The sequence below is a fragment of the Streptomyces sp. NPDC051740 genome (genome assembly GCF_044453165.1).
GTDB lineage: Bacteria > Actinomycetota > Actinomycetes > Streptomycetales > Streptomycetaceae > Streptomyces > Streptomyces atrovirens.
Genome location: NZ_JBITCL010000013.1, coordinates 37,182 through 58,339 on the forward strand (window position 1 = coordinate 37,182; position 21,158 = coordinate 58,339).

At 72.2% G+C, this 21,158-nt stretch carries 20 protein-coding genes and 6 tRNA genes; 17 read left to right on the top strand and 9 right to left on the bottom strand.

Features of this window, described 5'->3' with window-relative positions; all coding sequences use genetic code 11:
• Nucleotides 1-172: 172 nt before the first annotated feature.
• From cobT to ACIA6T_RS22035, 3 genes are all read left to right on the top strand, one after another.
• On the top strand, nt 173-3,874 hold the full coding sequence (gene cobT / locus ACIA6T_RS22025) for a nicotinate-nucleotide--dimethylbenzimidazole phosphoribosyltransferase (protein WP_399448165.1): 3,702 nt from the start codon (nt 173-175) through the stop codon (nt 3,872-3,874).
• Between the two features lie 272 nt (nt 3,875-4,146).
• Complete coding sequence (gene cobA, locus ACIA6T_RS22030) at nt 4,147-5,379, top strand: uroporphyrinogen-III C-methyltransferase (protein WP_399448166.1); 1,233 nt, start codon at nt 4,147-4,149, stop codon at nt 5,377-5,379.
• A 1-nt stretch (nt 5,380) separates the two neighbouring features.
• A complete protein-coding gene (locus ACIA6T_RS22035) occupies nt 5,381-6,199 on the top strand; it encodes a TrmH family RNA methyltransferase (RefSeq protein ID WP_399448167.1) in 819 nt (272 codons plus the stop codon).
• A gap of 30 nt (nt 6,200-6,229) precedes the next feature.
• Here the strand turns inward: ACIA6T_RS22035 and ACIA6T_RS22040 are convergent, their stop codons facing one another.
• Nucleotides 6,230-7,516, bottom strand: coding sequence for a protein kinase (locus ACIA6T_RS22040; protein WP_399448168.1), 1,287 nt, complete (start codon nt 7,514-7,516; stop codon nt 6,230-6,232).
• A 195-nt stretch (nt 7,517-7,711) separates the two neighbouring features.
• Between ACIA6T_RS22040 and ACIA6T_RS22045 the strand changes: the two genes are divergently transcribed.
• The 4 genes from ACIA6T_RS22045 (at nt 7,712) to ACIA6T_RS22060 (ending at nt 9,933) form a co-directional block, all read left to right on the top strand.
• The gene (locus ACIA6T_RS22045) at nt 7,712-7,987 is read left to right on the top strand and encodes a hypothetical protein (protein WP_073933733.1); all 276 of its coding nucleotides are present in this window, start codon (nt 7,712-7,714) and stop codon (nt 7,985-7,987) included.
• 197 nt (nt 7,988-8,184) lie between these two features.
• Nucleotides 8,185-8,364: a hypothetical protein gene (locus tag ACIA6T_RS22050; protein WP_030867596.1), complete on the top strand. Its 180-nt coding sequence runs from the start codon at nt 8,185-8,187 to the stop codon at nt 8,362-8,364.
• Nucleotides 8,365-8,626: 262 nt separating this feature from the next.
• Nucleotides 8,627-9,553, top strand: coding sequence for a phosphotransferase family protein (locus ACIA6T_RS22055; protein WP_399448169.1), 927 nt, complete (start codon nt 8,627-8,629; stop codon nt 9,551-9,553).
• A 101-nt stretch (nt 9,554-9,654) separates the two neighbouring features.
• Nucleotides 9,655-9,933 (top strand): zf-TFIIB domain-containing protein, encoded by a 279-nt coding sequence (locus tag ACIA6T_RS22060; RefSeq protein WP_073933736.1) that lies wholly within the window; start codon nt 9,655-9,657, stop codon nt 9,931-9,933.
• Between the two features lie 50 nt (nt 9,934-9,983).
• Here the strand turns inward: ACIA6T_RS22060 and ACIA6T_RS22065 are convergent.
• From ACIA6T_RS22065 to ACIA6T_RS22085, 5 genes are all read right to left on the bottom strand, one after another.
• Nucleotides 9,984-10,055, bottom strand: a tRNA-Val gene (locus ACIA6T_RS22065).
• Nucleotides 10,056-10,098: 43 nt separating this feature from the next.
• Nucleotides 10,099-10,170: transfer RNA gene (locus ACIA6T_RS22070), tRNA-Val, on the bottom strand.
• Nucleotides 10,171-10,205: 35 nt separating this feature from the next.
• Nucleotides 10,206-10,277, bottom strand: a tRNA-Val gene (locus ACIA6T_RS22075).
• Nucleotide 10,278: 1 nt separating this feature from the next.
• Nucleotides 10,279-10,352 (bottom strand) — tRNA-Cys (locus ACIA6T_RS22080).
• A gap of 37 nt (nt 10,353-10,389) precedes the next feature.
• Nucleotides 10,390-10,462 (bottom strand) — tRNA-Gly (locus ACIA6T_RS22085).
• 154 nt (nt 10,463-10,616) lie between these two features.
• Between ACIA6T_RS22085 and ACIA6T_RS22090 the strand changes: the two genes are divergently transcribed.
• The 3 genes from ACIA6T_RS22090 to ACIA6T_RS22100 all read left to right on the top strand — a co-directional run bounded on the left by ACIA6T_RS22090 (nt 10,617) and on the right by ACIA6T_RS22100 (nt 13,419).
• On the top strand, nt 10,617-11,669 hold the full coding sequence (locus tag ACIA6T_RS22090; RefSeq protein WP_399448170.1) for a chorismate-binding protein: 1,053 nt from the start codon (nt 10,617-10,619) through the stop codon (nt 11,667-11,669).
• Complete coding sequence (locus tag ACIA6T_RS22095) at nt 11,666-12,487, top strand: aminotransferase class IV (RefSeq protein WP_399448171.1); 822 nt, start codon at nt 11,666-11,668, stop codon at nt 12,485-12,487. The genes ACIA6T_RS22090 and ACIA6T_RS22095 overlap by 4 nt, the downstream gene beginning before the upstream one ends.
• A 107-nt stretch (nt 12,488-12,594) precedes the next feature.
• On the top strand, nt 12,595-13,419 hold the full coding sequence (locus ACIA6T_RS22100) for a GNAT family N-acetyltransferase (protein WP_399448172.1): 825 nt from the start codon (nt 12,595-12,597) through the stop codon (nt 13,417-13,419).
• Nucleotides 13,420-13,798: 379 nt separating this feature from the next.
• Here the strand turns inward: ACIA6T_RS22100 and ACIA6T_RS22105 are convergent, their stop codons facing one another.
• Entirely contained in the window at nt 13,799-14,326 is a 528-nt protein-coding gene (locus tag ACIA6T_RS22105) for a DsbA family protein (protein ID WP_399448173.1), read from the bottom strand.
• 374 nt (nt 14,327-14,700) lie between these two features.
• On the opposite strand from ACIA6T_RS22105, the gene ACIA6T_RS22110 reads away from it, so the two are divergent.
• Together ACIA6T_RS22110 and ACIA6T_RS22115 are read left to right on the top strand one after the other, a co-directional pair.
• Nucleotides 14,701-15,138, top strand: a complete 438-nt coding sequence (locus tag ACIA6T_RS22110) for a hypothetical protein (protein ID WP_399448174.1) — start codon at nt 14,701-14,703, stop codon at nt 15,136-15,138.
• Nucleotides 15,139-15,309: 171 nt separating this feature from the next.
• Nucleotides 15,310-15,462 carry a hypothetical protein gene (locus ACIA6T_RS22115; protein WP_399448175.1) on the top strand — a complete coding sequence of 51 codons (153 nt, stop codon included), beginning with the start codon at nt 15,310-15,312 and terminating at the stop codon, nt 15,460-15,462.
• 76 nt (nt 15,463-15,538) lie between these two features.
• Here the strand turns inward: ACIA6T_RS22115 and ACIA6T_RS22120 are convergent, their stop codons facing one another.
• Together ACIA6T_RS22120 and ACIA6T_RS22125 are read right to left on the bottom strand one after the other, a co-directional pair.
• Nucleotides 15,539-16,099 carry a CGNR zinc finger domain-containing protein gene (locus ACIA6T_RS22120; RefSeq protein WP_073933740.1) on the bottom strand — a complete coding sequence of 187 codons (561 nt, stop codon included), beginning with the start codon at nt 16,097-16,099 and terminating at the stop codon, nt 15,539-15,541.
• A 310-nt stretch (nt 16,100-16,409) separates the two neighbouring features.
• Entirely contained in the window at nt 16,410-16,823 is a 414-nt protein-coding gene (locus tag ACIA6T_RS22125; protein ID WP_004002642.1) for an SsgA family sporulation/cell division regulator, read from the bottom strand.
• Nucleotides 16,824-17,014: 191 nt separating this feature from the next.
• Here ACIA6T_RS22125 and ACIA6T_RS22130 point away from each other — a divergent pair, with 191 nt between their 5' ends.
• From ACIA6T_RS22130 to ACIA6T_RS22150, 5 genes are all read left to right on the top strand, one after another.
• Nucleotides 17,015-17,473 (top strand): TIGR02611 family protein, encoded by a 459-nt coding sequence (locus ACIA6T_RS22130; protein ID WP_399448176.1) that lies wholly within the window; start codon nt 17,015-17,017, stop codon nt 17,471-17,473.
• Nucleotides 17,474-17,552: 79 nt separating this feature from the next.
• A tRNA-Val gene (locus tag ACIA6T_RS22135) sits at nt 17,553-17,624 on the top strand.
• Nucleotides 17,625-18,024: 400 nt separating this feature from the next.
• Nucleotides 18,025-19,314: an ABC transporter substrate-binding protein gene (locus ACIA6T_RS22140; RefSeq protein WP_371101826.1), complete on the top strand. Its 1,290-nt coding sequence runs from the start codon at nt 18,025-18,027 to the stop codon at nt 19,312-19,314.
• 14 nt (nt 19,315-19,328) lie between these two features.
• Nucleotides 19,329-20,285, top strand: coding sequence for a carbohydrate ABC transporter permease (locus ACIA6T_RS22145; protein WP_399448177.1), 957 nt, complete (start codon nt 19,329-19,331; stop codon nt 20,283-20,285).
• The gene (locus ACIA6T_RS22150) at nt 20,282-21,157 is read left to right on the top strand and encodes a carbohydrate ABC transporter permease (protein ID WP_399448178.1); all 876 of its coding nucleotides are present in this window, start codon (nt 20,282-20,284) and stop codon (nt 21,155-21,157) included. Before ACIA6T_RS22145 ends, ACIA6T_RS22150 begins: the two co-directional genes overlap by 4 nt.
• The last annotated feature ends 1 nt before the right edge of the window (nt 21,158 follow it).

Sequence of the window (21,158 nt, forward strand, 5' to 3'; positions counted from 1 at the left end):
TGACGCGACGGCCGTACGGCCGTGAGAATGACGGTGAAGGGCTTTGTCGCCTTTTCCGGACGCGCCGTTCGTGCCGCTGGGGACGCACGCTCGTTCTTCAGTGTGGGGCGGTCGGTGCGCCGTTCCGGGTGAGCTGGTCGTAGGAGCACTAACCGATGGGCGAGGGGTACGCATGACCGACACCGGCCAGGTCCCGGGCGAGGGACTGCCGGAGAACGCAGGCATGGTGGAGCAGCCGGGCGTCCCCGCGCCCGACGCGTACACCTACCTCTCCGACAGTCCCGCCGAGGAAGAAGACCTGCTGCTGCCCGGCGCCCAGAGCGCCTGGGGCAACGAGATCGCCCCGCCCACGCCCGAGCCGGTCGTCGAGACCGTGCACCAGCCGGGCCCGCACGAGATGTCCGGCCGCGACAGCGGCTCGGTCGACCTCGGCGGCGTCCGGCTCCCCGAGCCGCCGCAGCCGGCGCCGCGCCGCCCGCTGCACCTCGGCCCGCCCATCCCCAACGTCAACGCCGGCCCGGTGCGCACCCTCGCCGACCGCGGTCCCGCCGACGTGCCGGCCCGCCAGGCCGGCCCGCCGTCCCTCGGCCCCGAGTACCTCGACGTGCCGCACGCGCGCGAGGCGGCGGTACCGCAGGCCGCGGCTCCCTGGGGCGCGCAGCCCACGGTGGGCGCGGGGGCGGTGGCCGCGGAAACGGTTGTTCCGGCTCCGGAACCGATGGGCGCGGCCCAGGCGGTCGTGACCCGCGTCGCCGCGGAGGCGGGGGCGGGGGCGGTGCAGCAGGACACCGGGGGTGCCGTTGCCGCCGTTGCGGCGAGCGCCCCGGTCGAGGGCGGGGAGCAGGGACCCGTTCCGGTCCCGGCCGCTGAGCACGGCCCGTCCGGCACGGCTGCCGCCGAGCCCGCGCAGGCTGCCCGGGCACCCGAGCCCGTACCCGAGCCCGCTGCTCCGGAACCGGAGGCGTCCCCGGTCGCCGGGCCCACGGCACCGGAGCACGCCCCGGCGGCCGAGGTGCCGCAGGCCGGTCAGGCACCGGTCGCCGTGCCGGACCCCGCTCAGGCCGCCGTTTCCGAGTACGCCCCGGGGGCGGACGCTTCCCACGGTGCTCAGGTACCGGGTCTCGACCCCGCGGTCGCGGAGGCCGCCGTGCCCGTGCAAGGGGCCGAGGCGCCGCAGGACGTCCAGGCCCCGGGTGCGGTGGCCACCGCACCGGACCACGCCCAGGAGGCTGAGGCACCGCAGGCTGTTCGGCAGCCCGGACCGGAGGCCGCCGCGCAGGAGGGCGAGGCGCCTCAGGCCGGTCGGGCGCCGGGTGCCGAGGCTGTCGAGGCGCAGGCTGGTGAGGCGGCTGAGGTTCCTCAGGCCGTTCAGGTGCAGGCTGCCGAGGCCGTCGTGCCGCAGGCTGGTGAGGCGGCTGAGGTTCCTCAGGCCGTCCAAGCGCAGGTGGCCGAGGCCGACCAGGCGCCGGGTGCCGGTGCTGCTGCGGCGCAGGCTGGTGAGGTGGCCGAGGTTTCCCAGGCTGTTCGGGTGCCGGGTGCCGAGGCCGTCGTGCCGCAGGTCGCCGAGGTGGCCGAGGCCGACCAGGCACCAGGTGCCGACGCTGTCGAGGCGCAGGCCGTCGAGGAGCCCGAGGACGACCAGGCCGTTCCGGTGCCGGGTGCGGAGGCTCTCGTTCCGGAGCATGTCGGGGTTTCCGGAGCCTCCCCGGAAGCCCCCGCGCCGGGCGCCGACACCGCCGTACCTCCCACTGCGGAAGCGGAGGACACCACCGCCGAAGCCGCTTCCGGAACGGCGTGCGACGAAGCCCTCGCGGAGGCCCCCACGCCCGAGGTCCCGGCCGCCGTCGCCCCAGAGGCGCCCCGTGCCGCCGACGCCGTCCCCGTGATCGGCGCGGGCGTGGTCCAGGGCCCCCAGCAGACCCCCACCACCCCCCTGACCGGTACCGTCCCCCCGGAGCCCGAGCCGGACCGGCCCGTGGACGGCACCGTGCCCACCACCCCGCACGTCGCGCCGACCCCGCCCCAGGGCGTGGCCGTCCCCGCCGGGGAACCCCGCGAGGCGGACGCCGAACCCGCGCAGAACCCGGACGACCTCGACACCCAGGGCGCCGGCGTGGGCGCGGAAACCGCGCGGCCCACCGGTCCGGCCGCCCCCGGCTACGACGACGCGGAGCGCGAGGCCGTACTGAAGGTCATGCGCGAACGCCGGGACATCCGCAACGGCTTCCGCAGTGACCCCATCCCGCACGAGGTGCTGCTCCGCGTCCTGGAGGCCGCCCACACCGCGCCCTCCGTCGGCCACTCGCAGCCCTGGGACTTCGTCGTCATCCGCTCCGCCGACACCCGGCGCAGCATGCACGAACTGGCCACGCGCCAGCGCGACGCCTACGCCAAGTCCCTCCCCAAGGGCCGGGCCAAGCAGTTCAAGGAACTGAAGATCGAGGCCATCCTCGACACGCCCGTGAACATCGTCGTCACCGCCGACCCCACCCGTGGCGGCCGGCACACCCTCGGCCGCCACACCCAGCCCCAGATGGCGCCGTACTCCTCCGCGCTCGCCGTCGAGAACCTCTGGCTCGCCGCCCGCGCCGAGGGCCTCGGCGTCGGCTGGGTCAGTTTCTTCGACGAGCGCGAGATGGTCCGCGCGCTGGGGCTCCCCGAGCACCTCGAGGTCGTCGCCTACCTGTGCGTGGGCTACGTCGACGAGTTCCCGGACGAGCCCGAGCTGATGCAGGCCGGCTGGTCCAAGCGCCGCCCGCTGTCCTGGGTCGTGCACGAGGAGACGTACGGCCGTCGCGCCCTGCCCGGAGAGGACCCCCACGACCTGCTCGCCGAGACCGTCGCACAGATCCGCCCGCTGGACGCCAAGGCGCTCGGCGAGGCGTGGGAGCGCCAGAAGCGCATGACCAAGCCGGCCGGGGCGCTCGGCATGCTGGAGATCATCTCCGCCCAGCTCTCCGGCCTGTCCCGCCAGTGCCCGCCGCCCATCCCGGAGCCCGCGGCCGTCGCGATCTTCGCCGGCGACCACGGGGTGCACGCCCAGGGCGTCACCCCCTGGCCGCAGGAGGTCACCGCCCAGATGGTGGCCAACTTCCTCGGCGGGGGAGCGGTCTGCAACGCCTTCGCCGCCCAGGTCGGCGCGGAGGTCTGCGTCGTCGACGTGGGCGTCTCCTCCGACCTCCCGGCCACCCCCGGTCTGCTGCCGCGCAAGATCCGCGCCGGTACGTCCGACATGACCACCGGGCCCGCGATGACCCGCGAGGAGGCCAAGAAGGCCATCGAGGTCGGCATCGAGACCGCCCGCGACCTGGTCGCGGCCGGCAACAAGGCCCTCCTCACCGGTGAGATGGGCATCGCGAACACCACCGCGTCCGCCGCCCTCATCTCCGTCTTCACCGGCGCCGACCCGGCGGAGGTCACCGGCCGCGGCACCGGCATCAACGACGAGACCCTCGCCCGCAAGACCGAGGTCGTCCGCCGCGCCCTCGAACTCCACCAGCCGGACCCGGCCGACCCCGTCGGCGTCCTCGCCGCCGTCGGCGGCTTCGAGCACGCCGCCATGGTCGGCCTGCTCCTCGGCGGCGCGTCGCTGCGTACGCCGGTGATCCTGGACGGCGTCAGCGCCGGTGCCGCTGCCCTGGTGGCCCGGGCCATCGCCCCCGAGGTCCTGGCCGCCTGCATCGCGGGCCACCGCAGCGCCGAGCCCGGCCACGTCGCCGCCCTCAACAAACTGGGCCTGCGTCCCCTGGTCGACCTGGACCTCCGCCTCGGCGAAGGCACGGGCGCCCTCCTGGCCCTCCCCCTGGTCCAGAGCACGGCACGGGCCATGCACGAGGTGGCGACCTTCGATTCGGCGGGCGTCACCGAGAAGTAGCCCGGACGGCTGTGGGCAGTCGTTCCTCCCCCAGTACCTTGAGGGTCTGGGTGGTGCCCCAGGCGGAACGGGTGGGCACAGCCGTCCACCCACCCACCCGCACGTGCGGGTGGGTGGGGGCAGCGCCCCCGGTCTCGGGGAGGGGCGGGCTGGGGAAAACACCTCACCCGCTCCGGCCCCCACCGGACGCGCGCATAAAATCCCCACGTCAGGCTCGCTCCAAAGCCGCAGCGTGCCCGCTGACCCACCGCTTGTCCGAGGAGCCTCACCTGATGGCCGAACACCCCCCCTACCCCGTAGGCCTCCGCCTCACCGGCCGCCGGGTCGTCGTACTCGGCGGCGGCCAGGTCGCCCAGCGCCGCCTCCCCGCCCTGATCGCGGCCGGCGCCGACATCCACCTCGTGTCGCCCGGGGCCACCCCCTCCGTGGAGGCCATGGCGGACGCCGGCGAGATCACCTGGCACCGCCGCCCCTACGCCGAGGGCGACCTCGCGCAGGCCTGGTACGCCCTCATCGCCACCAGCGACACCGACGCGAACACCCGCGCCTCCGCCGAGGCGGAAGCACACCGCGTGTGGTGCGTCCGCTCGGACGACGCCGACGCGGCCACGGCGTGGACCCCGGCCACCGGGTCCAGCGAGGGCGTCACCGTGGCCGTCCTCACGACGAGGGCACGCGGCCGCGATCCCCGCCACACCGCCGCCATCCGCGACGCCGTGGTCGAGGGCCTGCGCGACGGCACCCTCGTCGCCCCCCACCACCGCACCCGCACCCCGGGCGTCGCCCTCGTCGGCGGCGGCCCCGGCGACCCGGACCTGATCACCGTGCGAGGCCGCCGCCTGCTCGCCGAGGCCGACGTCGTCATCGCCGACCGGCTCGGCCCCCGCGACCTGCTCGCCGAACTCCCGCCGCATGTCGAGGTGATCGACGCGGCGAAGATCCCCTACGGCCGTTTCATGGCCCAGGAGGCCATCAACAACGCGCTGATCGAGCACGCCAAGCAGGGCAAGTCCGTGGTCCGGCTCAAGGGCGGCGACCCGTACGTCTTCGGCCGCGGCATGGAGGAACTCCAGGCGCTCGCCGAAGCGGGCATCCCCTGCACCGTCGTCCCCGGCATCTCCAGCTCCATCTCGGTCCCGGGCGCGGCCGGCATCCCCGTCACCCACCGGGGCGTAGCCCACGAGTTCACCGTGGTCAGCGGCCATGTCGCCCCCGACGACGCGCGCTCCCTGGTCGACTGGCCGTCCCTGGCGAGGCTGACCGGCACCCTCGTCGTCCTCATGGGCGTCGACAAGATCGGCCGGATCGCCGAGACCCTGGTGGCCCACGGCAAGTCCCCCGACACCCCGGTCGCCCTCGTCCAGGAGGGCACCACGGCCGCCCAGCGCCGGGTCGACGCCACCCTCGCCACGGTCGCCGGGACGGTCGTCGCCCAGGAGGTCAAGCCGCCGGCCGTCATCGTCATCGGCGAGGTCGTCGCCGTGGGCCCGCGCGGGACGGCGTGACATGGCCGAACCCATCACCGTCGACGACCCCGCCGACCCGCGGCTGCACGACTACACCGGCCTGACCGACGTCGAACTGCGCCGCCGCCGCGAACCCGCCGAGGGCCTGTTCATCGCCGAGGGCGAGAAGGTCATCAGACGCGCCGGGGAAGCCGGCTACGCGATGCGGTCGATGCTGCTGTCCGCGAAGTGGGTCGACGTCATGCGCGACGTCATCGACCGGGCCACCGCCCCGGTGTACGTCGTCGACCCCGCGCTCGCCGAACAGGTCACCGGCTACCACGTGCACCGCGGCGCGCTCGCCTCCATGCAGCGCACACCGCTGCCGTCGGCGCCGGACGTGCTGCGGACCGCCCGCCGCGTCGTCGTCATGGAGTCGGTCAACGACCACACCAACATCGGTGCGATCTTCCGCTCCGCGGCGGCCCTCGGCATGGACGCCGTCCTGCTCTCCCCGGACTGCGCCGACCCCCTCTACCGCCGCAGCGTCAAGGTCTCCATGGGCGCGGTCTTCTCCGTGCCGTACGCCCGTCTCGACACCTGGCCCAAGGGACTGGAGGCGGTGCGCGAGGCCGGGTTCGAGCTGCTCGCGCTCACCCCCGGGGAGAAGGCCCGGTCCCTGGACGAGGTGGCACCGCACCGTATGGACCGGGTGGCCCTGATGCTGGGCGCGGAAGGAGCCGGTCTCTCCGACCGGGCCCTGGCCGCCGCTGACCAATGGGTCCGCATCCCGATGTCGCACGGCGTCGACTCCCTCAACGTGGGAGCCGCCGCTGCCGTCGCCTTCTACGCGGTGGCCACCGGGCGTCCGCAGGAGTAGCGGCCCGGTCGGTGTGCCGTCGGCAGGCCCCTACCCGGGGCCCTGGCAGCCCTGCACCAGCGCGATACCCAGCGCGACCACCAGCGTCACGACGACGAACACGAACAGCCGCTGCCTGAGCAGTCGAGGATTGGCCGGCCGCAGACCGGTGCCCGTCGGCCGGGGCCCCGGCCGACGGGCACCGGTGCCGGTGCCGGACCGGGTGGTGTTCCGGGAGGCCGGTGTGGGGCGCGGTCCCTTGCGGGACGGAGCGCCTCCGCGCGGGGAGCTGTCGCGCGCGCCGCCGCTCCGGGAAGGGGGCACGCTCCGGCTGTTCCGTCCGGGAGACGAACCGCTGTTCCTGGGCGCGGGGCCGCGTCCGCGCGGTGGCGGGGTTCCCTGACCGCCCTGCCGGCGCCGCGCCCGCTCCGGGTAGGTGTCCGCGAGGCGTCCGGTGGGCCGCTCCGCCTCGGCACTGCGCGGGGCCGGCGGACGTACGTCGGCGAGGCCCTGGGCCTCCCGCGCGGCGATCTCCTTGAGCCGCAGCGACAGTTGGAGCGTGCTGGGCCGCTCCTCGGGGTCCTTCGCCAGGCACGCGCGGACGAGGGGGGCCAGGGCGTCCGGGACGCCGTGCAGCTGGGCCTCCTCGTGCACCACGCGGTACAGCATCACCTCGGAACTGCCGTGCCCGAAGGGCGAGTCGCCCATCGACGCGTACGCGAGCGTGGCACCGAGCGAGAACACGTCCGTGGCCGGGGTGACGGCCGCGCCGCGCACCTGCTCCGGGGCGAGGAAGCCGGGCGAACCGACCGCCGTGCCGACGTGCGTGAGCGTCGACGCGCCGGTCGCCCACGCGATGCCGAAGTCGATGATCCGCGGCCCCTTCGGGGACAGCAGGATGTTGGACGGCTTGAGGTCCCGGTGCACCACACCGGCCTCGTGCACGGCGACCAGCCCCTCGGAGAGGGCCGCGCCGACGGCGGCGACGTCGGCCGCGCCGAGCGCCCCCTCGTCGGCGACCTTGTCGTGCAGCGAGGGCCCCGGCACGTACTGCGTGGCGAACCAGGGACGGTCCGCGTCGAGGTCCGCGGCCACCAGCCGGGCCGTGCAGCCGCCGCGGATGCGGCGGGCCGCCGAGACCTCGCGCGCGAACCGGGAGCGGAACTCCTGGTCCTCGGCCAGGTCGGGCCGGATGACCTTCAGCGCGACCCGCTGCCCCTTCTTGTCGGAGCCCAGGTAGACCACGCCCATCCCACCCGCGCCGAGCCGTCGGTGGAGCCTGAAAGAGCCGACGACGCGCGGGTCCTCGCGCCTCAGGCGCATCATCGCCATGTTCATCCCCGCTGCCCGGTCCTGTGACGTGCCACAGCTTACGTTTCCACGGCCGTCCGTGCGCAGAGGCCGCGCCCTCTCGGGGCGGTGGATTGTCAGTGGGGGGTGGGAGACTCGAAGAGTGGTCAGGGAGCGCGCGGGCAAACCTGGTTCGCGCGGCTGGTGCTTCCAACCACCCGACGGTGAAGGGGGATTGATCGCGTGAAGGGTGACCGTGTGGAGATCGTCGTGGATGCGGGGGACACGACGCGTACGTACGAGGTGGTGGCGAGCAGGGCGGGGCGCCGGGTGGAGACGGCGGTGCGGCGGGGGGTCGTCGAAGTGAGCGAAGTCACCCGAAGCGGCACGGTCGTGCGGACCGCCCGATTCATGGCGAACCGGGTGCTCGCGCTGGTGGAACAGCCGGTGCCGCGGGAGGACGGCTCGGAGAAAGCGGGGCAGAGCGGGCGGTCCTTCGGGGATGTCCCCGAGGCGTAGGACCCCGTCTCCACCCAGGGGAGTACACCGTGGGGAAGGGCTCATCCTCCGGGAGGCCAGGCAATCGGTACGAGGGCATGACGCCGGGGGAGCGCCGCGCCCCTAGATTTGAGGTCAAGCGGCGGGTGCAGCACTCGTCCCCCGAGGTCAGACGCCCGCCGCTGTCAATGACAACAGAAACGGCCAGGAGAGGGACCATGGCGTACACGGCACCGCGGACACTGATCCGCACGCGGGAACGCGGCGAGGGGCGTCGCCATCCGCTGGTGGCGACGTTGATGGCCCTTCCTCTGGCGGTCCTGCTCCTCCTCGTCTTCGACGGGTGGGAGACAGTGGCCACACAGGCGTCGTCCGTGGGTGAGATGCTGGGGCGCTGAACAGCGACCCCAGGCCCGGAAGAGCGGTCCGGGCGGGGACATCCACCCATGAAACCCCGTGGGGACGGGGGTGCGGCGGACGGCAAAATGCCGGCGCAGCTGGGGAGCTGCGCCGGCATTGCTCTGCCCGCACGAATCCGGGGGTGCGCGTCCGATGCCCGCGCAGGCGCCGGGCCGCGCGAACACCCCGGCCCCCCCGACGCCGGGGCACCCGCAGGCGCCGGGCCACGCCGCCCTGGCAACCGCCCCGTACCCTCACCCCGTGACCACGGACCTCCTCCCCGCCCTGACAGCCCACGTCACGGCAACGGCCCACGCCGGCTCCCGCACCTGCCACTGCGCCACCGCCACCCTCGCCGCCCGCGAGGACGCCACCGTCGTACGACACGCCGGCACCGTCGCCAAGGCCCACGCCCCCGACGCCGACCCCGCCGAGCTGACCCTCCGTCTCACCGTGGCCACCCGGCTCCCCGGCATCCTCCTCCCCCCGCTCACCCCCACACCCACCGAGCTGCACGGACGACTCGTCACCCACTGGCCGTACGGCACTCCCGTGGACCCGGACGACCCGGACGCAGCCCCCTGGGAAGCCGCGGCCACCCTCCTCGCCCTGCTCCACCGCACCCCCGCCCCCACCGCAGTACCCCCCATGCGCGGCCCCGCCAAGGCCGCCCGCGCCATCGCCCTCCTCCACACCACCGCCCCCCACCACCCCGCCACCGCCCCCGTACTGCACGCCTGGGCCACCCTCCCTCCCTGGGCCCGCGGCGAGGCCCCCGTGCCGGACACCACCACCCTCTGCCACGGTGACCTCCACCTCGGCCAGCTCATACGCCACCCCGCGCACGACGGCCCCTGGCTGCTCATCGACGTCGACGACCTGGGCACCGGTGTACCGGCGTGGGACCTGGCCCGCCCGGCGGCCTGGTACGCCTGCGGACTGCTCGCCCCCGACGAGTGGCACCGCTTCCTGACCGCCTACCGTGCGGCCGGCGGCCCGGCCGTGCCGCCCGACGGCGACCTCTGGACCGCGCTGGACGTCCCGGCCCGCGCCCTCACGGCCCAGACCGCCGCCCGCGCCGTCACCAAGGCCGTCGCGGCCGGCCGGTTCCTGGACGAGGTGGAACAGGCACTGGTCGACGCCTGTGCGCGCATGGGCCCGGTCCGTCCTCCCGCACCGTCGAGTTGAGCCGAAGTTTCCCGAAGTAGGGTGCAACCGAGCCGCAGCCGGACAGAGTCTGTCCTGGCGATACGCGAAGCAGGAACGACCGGCTAGGAGTTGAACCGATCATGCAGTGTCCGAAGTGCCGTGCCCCGATGCACACCTACAACCGCAACGGTGTCCAGATCGAGCAGTGCAGCGGGTGCCGAGGCATCTTCCTCGACTACGGCGAGCTGGAGTCGCTGACCCGGCTGGAGTCCCAGTGGTCGCAGCCCGCGCCGCCGGCCCCGCCCGCCGCCCCGCAGGCCTACCCCGCCGCGCCGGCCCCCGCCTGGGGCGCCCCGCACGGCGGCCACCACGGTCACCACCGCCACAAGAGCTTCGGGCACATGCTCTTCTCCAGCTGACGGAGACACGACGAAGCCCCCGGTCGGAGGACCGGGGGCTTCGGGCGGTGTGGACGATACTGGGATTGAACCAGTGACCTCTTCCGTGTCAGGGAAGCGCTCTCCCGCTGAGCTAATCGTCCTCGGGGCCACGATCACTCCATGGAGCGAATCACGGGCACTGCGTGCGCGATACTGGGATTGAACCAGTGACCTCTTCCGTGTCAGGGAAGCGCTCTCCCGCTGAGCTAATCGCGCGGGGGATCCGGAGATCCAGGATCCGAAGATCCAAGTGGACGATACTGGGATTGAACCAGTGACCTCTTCCGTGTCAGGGAAGCGCTCTCCCGCTGAGCTAATCGTCCTTGGAGGTGGAGACGGGATTTGAACCCGTGTAGACGGCTTTGCAGGCCGTTGCCTCGCCTCTCGGCCACTCCACCAGGAGTGTAGGGGACCGGGAAGCCCCCTCTTCCTTCGAGCGGACGACGAGGCTCGAACTCGCGACCTCAACCTTGGCAAGGTTGCGCTCTACCAACTGAGCTACGTCCGCCTGTCGTTTCGGTCGGCTTGCGCGTCCCGGCGACGAACTGAACTCTAGCGGATTCCCGGGCCAGTACAAAAACCCGTTTGTGCAGCGTGCTGCGCTGCGCCTGCTCACGGACGTGCCCGGGCCGCCCGAACCGCGCCCGCCATAGACTCGACGCGTGCTGGACCTGCCCCCTCTCGCCCGCTTCGGCGACCGCGTCGCCACCGGACTCCTCGACGTCACCGACGATCCCGCCGCCCTGGACTCCGCGGGTTTCTGGGCCGTCGCCGCCGACTTCGAGGGCCGCCTGACCTGCGCCCGCTTCCGGGAGGTCCGGGAACAGCGGGTGCCCGCCCCCGTGCCGGGGGCCTGGCGGGGGCCGGCGGCCGGCGACTGGACGTCCTCGCTCGACCGGGGCGCGTACACGACGGCCGTACGCCGTATCCGCGAGCACATAGCCGCCGGCGAGGTCTACCAGGCGAACCTCTGCCGCGTCCTGTCCGCGCCCGTACCGTCCGGCGCCGACGTGGACGCCCTCACCGCCCTGCTCGCCCGGGGCAACCCGGCCCCGTACGCCGGAACGATTCGTCTGCCCGGCCACGGAGTGGAGATCGCCACCGCGTCGCCCGAACTGTTCCTGCGGCGGGAGGGGCGGGTCGTCGAGTCCGGGCCGATCAAGGGCACCGGGCGCACCGAGGCCGACCTGCTGGAGAAGGACTACGCCGAGAACGTGATGATCGTCGACCTGGTCCGCAACGACATCGGACAGGTCTGCGCCACCGGCACGGTGACCGTGCCCGACCTGTGCGCCGTCGAGAAGCACCCGGGTCTCGTCCACCTCGTGTCGACCGTGCGGGGCGAACTACGGGGCGGCGCGGGATGGCCCGAACTGCTCGGTGCCGCCTTCCCGCCCGGTTCCGTCACCGGCGCGCCCAAGTCCAGCGCGCTACGGATCATCGACGCGCTGGAGACGGCGCCCCGCGGCCCGTACTGCGGCGGCGTCGGCTGGGTCGACGCCGACCGCGGCACCGGCGTGCTCGCGGTGGGCATCCGCACCTTCTGGATCGACCGGACCGCGGGCGGCGGCGCCGTCCTGCGGTTCGGCACCGGTGCCGGGATCACCTGGGGTTCCGATCCCGAGGGGGAGTGGCGGGAGACCGAACTGAAGGCCTCCCGGCTGCTCGCGGTAGCGTCGGGGACGTACGAGACGATTGAAGGGACCCAGGGGTGAAGATCTGGCTCGACGGCGGGCTGCAGGACACCGAGTCCGCCCGTGTCTCCGTCTTCGACCACGGACTGACCGTGGGCGACGGCGTCTTCGAGACGGTGAAGGCCGTGGACGGCCGTCCGTTCGCGCTCACCCGGCATCTCGACCGGCTGACCCGGTCGGCCCGCGGGCTCGGGCTGCCCGCCCCCGACCTCGACGAGGTCCGCCGCGCCTGCGCCGCCGTCCTGGAGGCCAACCCGATGCCGCTCGGCCGGCTGCGCCTCACCTACACCGGCGGCCACGGTCCGCTCGGCTCCGACCGCGGCGAGCACGGCCCGACCCTCGTGGTCGCCCTCGGGGAGACCACCCGCCGCCCCGACTCCACCGCCGTCGTCACCGTCCCCTGGACCCGCAACGAACGCGGCGCGCTCACCGGCCTGAAGACCACCTCGTACGCCGAGAACGTCGTCGCCCTCGCCCGCGCCCGTGAGCGGGGCGCGTCCGAGGCGCTGTTCGGCAACACCGTCGGACAGCTCTGCGAGGGCACCGGGTCGAACGTCTTCGTCGTCCTCGACGGCGAGCTCCACACCCCGCCGCTCGCCTCCGGCTGCCTCGCCGGCATCACCCGCGCCCTCGCCGTCGAGTGGACCGGCGCCAAGGAGACCGACCTGCCGCTGGACGTGCTGGGGCGGGCCGAGGAGGTTTTCCTCACCTCCACCCTGCGTGACGTCCAGGCCGTGCACCGCGTCGACGACCGCGAACTGCCCGGCGCCCCCGGCCCGGTGACCGCCAAGGCCATGCGGATCTTCGACGAGCGCTCCGGGGACGACCTCGATCCGTGACGGACCCGAGAACCGGCTGGTCCGGGGTGCGGGCGGATGGGGCGGGCCCGCAGGGCCCTCGGACAAGGGCGGTGGTGGGCGACGGGAGGGCGGGTAGAACACCCTTGATGACCACCACCCTGCGGCCGGTCGAGCCGCTTCAGCAGAACCCCGACGGCACGCGTTCGCGCCGCTACCAGGTGTGCGTGAACAGCCGCCCCGTCGGGGCGGTTCTTCTCGGCACGCATCCCGTCTTCGGTGATGCCGTCGCCCGGATGACGGGCCTGCGCGTCGAGGAGCCGGACCGCCGGCGCGGCCGGGGTACGGTGGCCGCGCTCGCCGCGGAGGAGGTGGCGCGCGGCTGGGGGTGCCGCCGTATCGAGGCGACGGTCCCCGCCGACGCCCGGGCCGCCCTCGGGCTGGCCACGGCGCTCGGCTACGTCGTGCGCAACCGGACCATGGAGAAGGCCCTCGCGGAGACCCCGCCCGCGCTTCCGGAGGGCAGTGTGGCCCGGCCCATGACCGAGGACGAGTTCGGGCCCTGGTCGGCCAAGGGCCAGGAGGACTACGCGGGGGACTGGATCCGGCGCGGGGTGCCGGAGGCCGAGGCGCGGGCCAAGGCGGCGAACGACCACGCCGCGCTGCTGCCCGACGGCCACGCCACCGAGGACATGCTCTTCAGCGTCCTCGAACACGAGGGCACGCCCGTGGGCACCCTGTGGCTGTCGGTGCGCGGGGAACGGGCCTACGTCTTCGACGTCGAGGCCGACGCCGCCCACCGCGGCCGGGGACACGGACGCGCGCTCATGCTGCTCGCCGAGGCCCAGGCGGTCACCGCGGGCAACCGGACCATCGGCCTCAACGTGTTCGCCGGCAACACCCCGGCCGAGCGGCTCTACGACTCACTCGGCTACGGCACGACGCAGTACTCGATGTACAAGCCGCTTCTGTGACGGTGGGCGGCGTTCCCGGGGGACAGGGAGTGTCGTTCGGCTCTCCCCGGGGCGAGGGGTCTGGCACGCACTTCCCCGGAGGGGACCCTCGTCATCGCCCCCCCCGGGTCGGCCACAAGGCGCCGTCGCCTGAAGCCGGCCCGGCCCGGCCCGGCCCGGACGGCACCCCTGGGGCCTGTCCGGTGGCTCAAGTCGGAGGGGACCGAGGCCGCCTTGTAAGCCCCGCGTCTCCGGCGCGATCCGCCGGACAGACCCTGGTGCCCCGAGTCGGAAGTCCTCTGCTGGATGCGACGTTCGATCCAAGCGGCCCTCGCCTGCCGGCAGGGAGACCTGCCCCGGCCGGGCGGCCGGCGATCCACCAGGGAATCTCCGATTCGGGTCACTGGCCCTCCTGCTCGGCCAGCAGCCGGTCCGCGATCTCCTCGATGCGTTCGCGCAGACCCTCCTGGCTCCTGCCGCCGTCGAGGCGCTCACCGCCGATGACGTACGTCGGGGTGCCCGTCACCCCGATCGCCTTGCCCTCGGCCTGGTCCGCGTCCACGATCAGGATGTGCCGTCCGTCGATCAGCGCGGTGTCGAACTCCTCGGCGTCCAGGCCGAGTTCCCGGGCGATCCCGACGAGGAAGTCCTCTCCCCGGCGGTCCAGCTCCTCGACCCGTCCCAGCACGGCCTCGACGTACGGCCATCCCCGCCCCTGCTCCAGCGCCTCCTCGGCGGCCTGGGCGGCGGCGAAGGAGTGCTTGTGCTTCTCCAGCGGGAAGTGCCGCAGCCGCAGCTCCAGGCGGTCGCCGTAGCGGGCCCGCAGGGCACGGAGGTCGTCGAGGGCGCTTCGGCAGTCCGGACACTGCAGCTCGCACCAGACGTCGAGGACGGGGGCGGCGGGGCGGGCGGGGGAGGAGTCACTCATGGTCACAGTCTCCCAGCCGGGCCCCGGACCACCCAATCGGACGTCCGAAGGGCCGCCTTGCCTCTGTCCGGCGCATCTCTCCAGCCCGTCCGGTGCTACGTCCCAGCCCGTCCGGGGGAGTTCGAGAACGAGGCCCGTTCAGGGCCGAAGCGGGGGTCCGGAGACGGCAGCCCCTGGCCGGGGAGCACCGACGCCGGGTGCCAGGAACACACCGGTCACCGCACCCTGCGGCCACACCGGCAGTCGGACCTACGGAGGATCACCGACCCGGAGATGTCCCTGATGTCCGGCCGGAGCATGGCCCGACCGGGCCATGCGGGTGCAGGATGGAAGGGACGAGGCGTCACAGCGACCCCACCTGTCTGGAGGACCGGATGATTGCCGAGACCGTCTGTTCCGCCGTCTCCGCGGCAGGCCTGGGCATCGCGGCGGTCACGGCCTACCGCAAGCGCTTCCTCGCGGCCGCCCGCATCGCCGCCTACTCGCTCGTTCCCCTCGGTCTGGTGATGACCGGCGTCGTCGACTGGCTGGCCGACACCGCCTTCAGCCCTACGGCATGGGCCGGCTTCGGAGTGCTCGGCCTGTCCTGGGTGCTGTTCGCGACCACCCGCACCGTGGAGCGCCGACGCGGCGGCACCCGTAAGGAGCGCAAGGCCGCGCGGGCCGCGGCACGACCCGAGGCGGTGGCACCCGGGGCCTCCGCGCCCTCCCTGGGCCAGGGGTCCCGCCCGGCGGCCCGCCCCGCTCCCGCCTCCCGTGGCGAGGACGACTTCAGCGACATCGAGGCCATCCTCAAGAAGCACGGCATATGACAGTGGCGCACCACGGGTGAATGCGCGCGACCGGCAGAAACGTCACAGTGGGTCCGCGAGCGCCCGGAAGTGATCACAACCCGAACCGTAGATCGCGGAATCGGCGATCAACACTCACTCCGTGAGTGTTGATCGCGTCGGGCGCTCCCGATGCGTCATCATCGCCGCGAGATGCTGGACACGACACAGAGCGATGCCGCGCGGCAGCAGGACGAGCCGCGTGGATGCCTCTTCGCCCTTTCCCAGCCACCGCTGATGATCTTCCTGGCGGTGATCGGGTGTCTGTTGCTCATGGCCGCCCTGCACGACCTGCTGTGGCTGTGAGCCGTACCCGCGGTACCCGGCGTCACCCGTCGGGACCGCGTCGGCACGGCATCGAGCCGCTTCGTGCGCGTGGGCGTCAGCCCGCCGCCTCCTTGCGCCGCGCCCGGTAGGCGGCCACATGCAGACGGTTGCCGCAGGTGCGGCTGTCGCAGTAGCGGCGCGAACGGTTGCGGGAGAGATCGACGAAGGCGTGCCGGCAGTCCGGGGCCTCACAGCGCCGCAGCCGCTCCTGCTCCCCGGCGACCACGAAGAACGCCAGCGCCATCCCGCAGTCGGCGGCCAGGTGGTCGGCCACGGAGGCGCCGGGCGCGAAGTAGTGGACGTGCCAGTCGTAGCCGTCGTGGTCGGTGAGCCGGGGCGTGGTGCCCGCGGCCGCGATCAGCTCGTTGATCAGCGTGGCGGCCGCGCGGGCGTCCGGAGCGGCGAAGACCGCCGCGAACCGGCCGCGGATCTTGCGCACCGCGGCCAGGTCGAACTCCGTGAGCACCCCGACCTCGCTGACCTCGTGCTGCCGCACGAACTCCTCGAGAGCCGCGACGTCCGGCAGCCCCTCCGGTGTCGTGTCGTCCTCCGGCGCGGAGTTCACCAGGTCCACCACGGTGTCGAGCGCGCACCGGGTGTCGTGGGTGATCAGCACAGTTCGCTCCCTGGCCTGGGGGTCGGGCGGGCGCCCGCCGATGCTGGCCGATGGTAGTGGCTCCGGCGCGCCCCGTACCTCCCCGCTCCGCACATGGCTTCGAATGCAACGCGCGGAGACCGGCCGTCGTTCCCGATCACCCGTTCGGCCGGCACCGGCTCGGCGTGCGCACAGCACGACGGCGCCGCCCGCGGAACCCCGCGGTGTCGGCGCTGTCGTGTGTGAGCCGTATGCGGCTGCCCGTATGCGGCTGTCCGGGCCCGAGCCGTCTCCCCGAGTCGACGGCGCCGGGCGGCTTCGCGAGCCTCGCCTAGCTTTCCGCCAGGATGTGCGAGAGCTCCTGGTCGAGATCGAAGTGCCGGTGTTCCGTGCCGGGAGGCACGGCGGCGTCGGTGCGCTTCAGGAAGGACTCCAGAGCCCTTGCCGGGGCCTCGAGCAGGGCCTCCCCCTCCGGCGAGCTCAGGGCGATGCAGACGACGCCCTGACCGTGGCTGCGCGACGGCCAGACGCGGACGTCGCCGGTGCCCGTGGGGCGGTGAAGTCCCTCGGCCAGGAGGTCGCGGGCGAACACCCACTCGACGGTTTCCTCGGCTCCGGTGTGGAAGGTGGCGTGCACGGCGTAGGGGTCGGCCGTGTCGTACCGCAGGCCTGCGGGGACAGGCAGGGAGGACTCGCTCGACACAACGAGGCGCAGGTGCAGCTCGCAGCTGACCGTGGTGTTCATAAGCGCCAGGGCCTTTCGCTCAGTGTGCGCTCGGGGATTCGCACGTCGGCCAAATCGACATGCCACCTACGGTGCCGTTGTAAACCCCTCTGAGTGTTTTGCGTGGGATTACGTAACTCTTCCGGCCGAAAGATCGTTCGCGCCCTGCGTCCATTCCGGTGATGTGTTCGGCTCGGGTAGTGTTTGGATGCATGAACACGGGGAGTGACAAGTCTGTCGAGGCCGCGGTGGCGGCCCACGGGGTGACGGTGGACGAGAGCGAGAACCGGGACGAGCGAGGGCTCGGATCGCGCGCACCGGAGTTCGTCAAGGCGCGCCGGGCGCTGCACTTCAGCTGGCAGGTCGGCGTCTTCGTGGTCGGCCTCGCGGTCGTGGCGGCCGGTGCCGCGATGCTGGTGCTGCCGGGACCGGGCTGGGTCGTGATCTTCGGGGGCATGGCGATCTGGGCGACCGAGTTCGTCTGGGCCCAGCTGGTGCTGCGCTGGACCAAGCGCAAGGTCACCGAGGCGGCCCAGCGGGCCCTGGACCCCAAGGTGCGGCGCCGGAACATCATCCTGACCTCGCTCGGCCTGGTGATCGTGGCCGCGCTGGCCGGTGTCTACCTGTGGAAGTTCGGTCTCGTGATGCCCTGGAAGATCGAGGAGCAGTGAGGTGCGGCGGGGGGCGGGTGTACCGCTCCCCGCTGGTCACGGTCATCCCCTGACATGGGGTAATGTTCTTCCTGCGTCCGGGCGATTAGCTCAGTGGGAGAGCGCTTCGTTCACACCGAAGAGGTCACTGGTTCGAACCCAGTATCGCCCACCGGATCATCAGGCGGCCCGGCTCACGAATCGTGAGCCGGGCCGCCTCGTCGTGTGCGGCCGGCGGGGTGCGTCCGCGGCGGGGTGCCGCCGGGAGAGGGCCCTTCCCGTGTCTCCGAGACGTTCCGCTTCCGGCCGTCTTCATCCAACCGTGACCTTCCGCCGCGCCCGTCCCGGTAGGCTCCGACGTGTTCGGCGGGTCGACCGCAGGGCTGCCACCTGGGAGTTCGTGGCCTGTCTCGGCTCTGCGGGCGAGATGGCCGCCACCGGTGCCGGATCGCGGCGCACATGAATTCCTGTCCGAATCATTGACGTGCCCGTAGGCCCTCCGTAACTTGTGCCAGCAAGCGCTTACTTGAAACGATTCATGAGGCGGACGCGAACGTCGCTGGGAGGCTCATATGCAGCAGGGTGGGAATGTGGAGAGGCGGACGATCCTCAAAGCGGCGGGGGCCTCGCTGGCCGTCGCGGGGATCGGTGCGACGGCCACCGCCTGCGGTGGCGGCAGCGGCTCGGGAGACGGAACGGTCACGATCCGTTACGCGTGGTGGGGTGGCGAACCGCGCACCATCGCCATCAAGAAGACGATCGCGCTGTTCGAGAAGAAGTTCCCGAAGATCAAGATCAAGCCTGAATTCACCGACTACGAAGCGTTCTGGGAGAAGTTCCAGACCCAGGCCTCCGGCGGGAATCCGCCGGACGTTTTCCAGAATGCGGTCGGCTTCCTGCGCAAGTACGACAAGCGCGGTGTTCTGCTGGACCTCAAGTCGCAGGCGGACGCCGGAAACCTGAGCCTGGAGAACTTCCGCAACGGCGTGCTGGCGAACGGTCAGGTCGACGGCAAGCAGATCGCCGTCCCCGTCGGCGCCAACACCATGTCGCTCGTCATCGACCTCAAGGCCTTCGAGAAGGCCGGCGTGGAGGCGAAGTTCGGCTGGACCTGGGACGAGTACTTCGACGCGCTGCAGACGATCCAGGACAAGCTGAAGATCGCCGGCGACACCGGCTACTTCAGCATCATGTACCTCTACGACCTCTACCTGCGCCAGAACGGCAAGGCCTTCTTCACGGACACCGACCTCGGCTTCACCGAGGACGACCTGACGCAGTGGTGGGAGGACGGCTACAAGCGCGTGCGGTCCGGGCTCGTCGCCGACCCGAAGAAGGTCGAGCAGGTCAAGCCCAAGTCCGCGCTCTCGGCGGGCCTCGCGGCGTCCGAGTTCACCTGGGACAACTTCTCCATCCGCTACGAGGGCGAGGGCGAGTCGGACTACGGGCTCGCGCCGATCCCCACCACGGACGGCAAGGAAACCGGCCAGTACCTCGGCTCGCTGATGCTGAGCGCCTTCTCCGGAACCGAGCACCCCAAGGAAGTCGCCCAGTTCATCGACTTCATGGTCCACGACCCCGAGGTCGGCAAGATCATGGGCTACGACCGCGGCATCCTCGCCACCACCGAGCAGTACGAGGCGTTCAAGCCCACCGACGACAACAACAAGGGCGTCGCGGCCTACGAGGAGGAGGTCGCCGAGGCCGGCGTCCTCGGCAAGATCACCCCGCACCCGTCGGGCGCCGACGTCATCGAGGCCGCGTTCCTGCGCATCGGTGGCGAGGTCGCCCAGGGCAAGACCAAGCCGGCCGACGCCGCCAAGGCGCTGTTCGGCGAGGCCAAGGCCGCGTTCGCCGGCTGAGGGGACGTACCACCATGACGCTCGTCAAGGAAGCGCCCGCGCGCCCGGCCGGGAAGCGGCCCGCCGCCCCCGCCGCCGGGCGGCGCGGGCGGCGCCGCGAGACTCTCGTCGGCTATCTGTTCATGTCGCCGTGGATCGCGGGGTTCCTGCTGCTCACGGCGGGGCCGATGATCGCGTCGCTGTACTACGCGTTCACCAGCTACAACCTGTTCTCGCCGCCCCAGTGGGTCGGCCTGGACAACTTCACGACGATGTTCCAGGACCCGCGCTGGCAGAAGTCGGTCGAGGTCACGCTCAAGTACGTCGTCGTGGCGACCCCCCTGAAGCTGCTGCTCGCGCTCGGCGTCGCGCTGCTGCTCGCGCAGAAGCGGCGCGGACAGGGCATGTACCGGGCCGCGTTCTACATGCCCTCGCTCGTCGGCGCCAGCGTCTCCGTCGGCTTCGTGTGGCGGGCGCTGTTCTCGGACGACGCGGTCGTGGACCGTACGCAGAAGGTCTTCGGGTTCGACGTGGGCGGCTGGATCGGCAACCCGGACTACGTCATCTACGCCCTGGTGGCCCTGAGCATCTGGCAGTTCGGTGCGCCCATGGTCATCTTCCTGGCCGGCCTCAAGCAGGTCCCGCAGGAGTTGTACGAGGCCGCCGAGATGGACGGCGCCGGACCGCTGCGCAGGTTCTGGAACGTCACGCTGCCGATGATCTCCCCGGTGCTGTTCTTCAACGTGCTGCTGGAGTCCATCCACGCGTTCCAGGTGTTCGGCTCCGCCTACGTCGTCTCCGACACCCGGTGCGGGCCCGCCGACGCCACGCTCGTCTACACCTGTTACCTCTACCAGAAGGGCTTCAAGGAGGCCCAGATGGGCTTCGCCTCCGCGATGGCCTGGACGCTGGTGATCGCGGTGGCGCTCGTGACGGCGGTCCTGTTCTGGTCCCAGAAGAAGTGGGTGCACTACGAGGAGGCCGCCAAGTGACCAGTGCCACCAGCCCTGCCCTGCCCACCGCGAACGAGCGGCGGCGCTTCGGATCGATCGCCTGGCACGTGGGCGCGCTTCTCGTCCTCGCGGTCGTCCTCTATCCCGTGATCTGGGTGGTCGGCGCCTCGTTCAAGCCGAGCAAGGACATCATCGCCAGCCTCGACCTGCTGCCCACGAAGCCGGTCTGGGAGAACTTCTCCGGGCTCGCCGACGGCATCTCCGGCATCTCCATCGGCAGCTTCTTCTGGAACTCGCTGATGTACGCGGTCCTCGCCGTGGCCGGTGTCGTCCTGTCCAGCTCGCTGACCGCGTACGCCTTCGCCAAGATCCGGTTCGCCGGACGGAACCTGCTCTTCACGCTGATGATCGGCACGCTGCTGCTGCCGTACCACGTGCTGCTCATCCCGCAGTACGTGCTCTTCCGCAACCTGGAGCTCACCGACACCCTGGTGCCGCTCGTCGCGGGCAAGTTCCTGGCCACGGAAGCCTTCTTCGTCTTCCTGATGGTGCAGTTCATGCGCGGACTGCCCAGGGAGCTGGACGAGGCCGCCAAGCTCGACGGCTGCGGGCACCTGCGCACCTACTGGTCGATCGTGCTGCCGCTGAGCCGGCCCGCGATCATCACCAGCGCGATCTTCACCTTCATCAACGCCTGGAACGACTTCATGGGACCGTTGATCTACCTCAACACCCCCGAGAAGTACACCGTCTCGCTCGGCCTGATGATGTTCCGCGACCAGGAGGGCGTCTCCAACTACGGCAGCATGATCGCGATGTCGCTGGTGGCGCTGGTGCCGGTCATCGCCTTCTTCATGGCCTTCCAGCGCTACCTCATCGACGGTATGGCGACCTCCGGACTGAAGGGCTGAG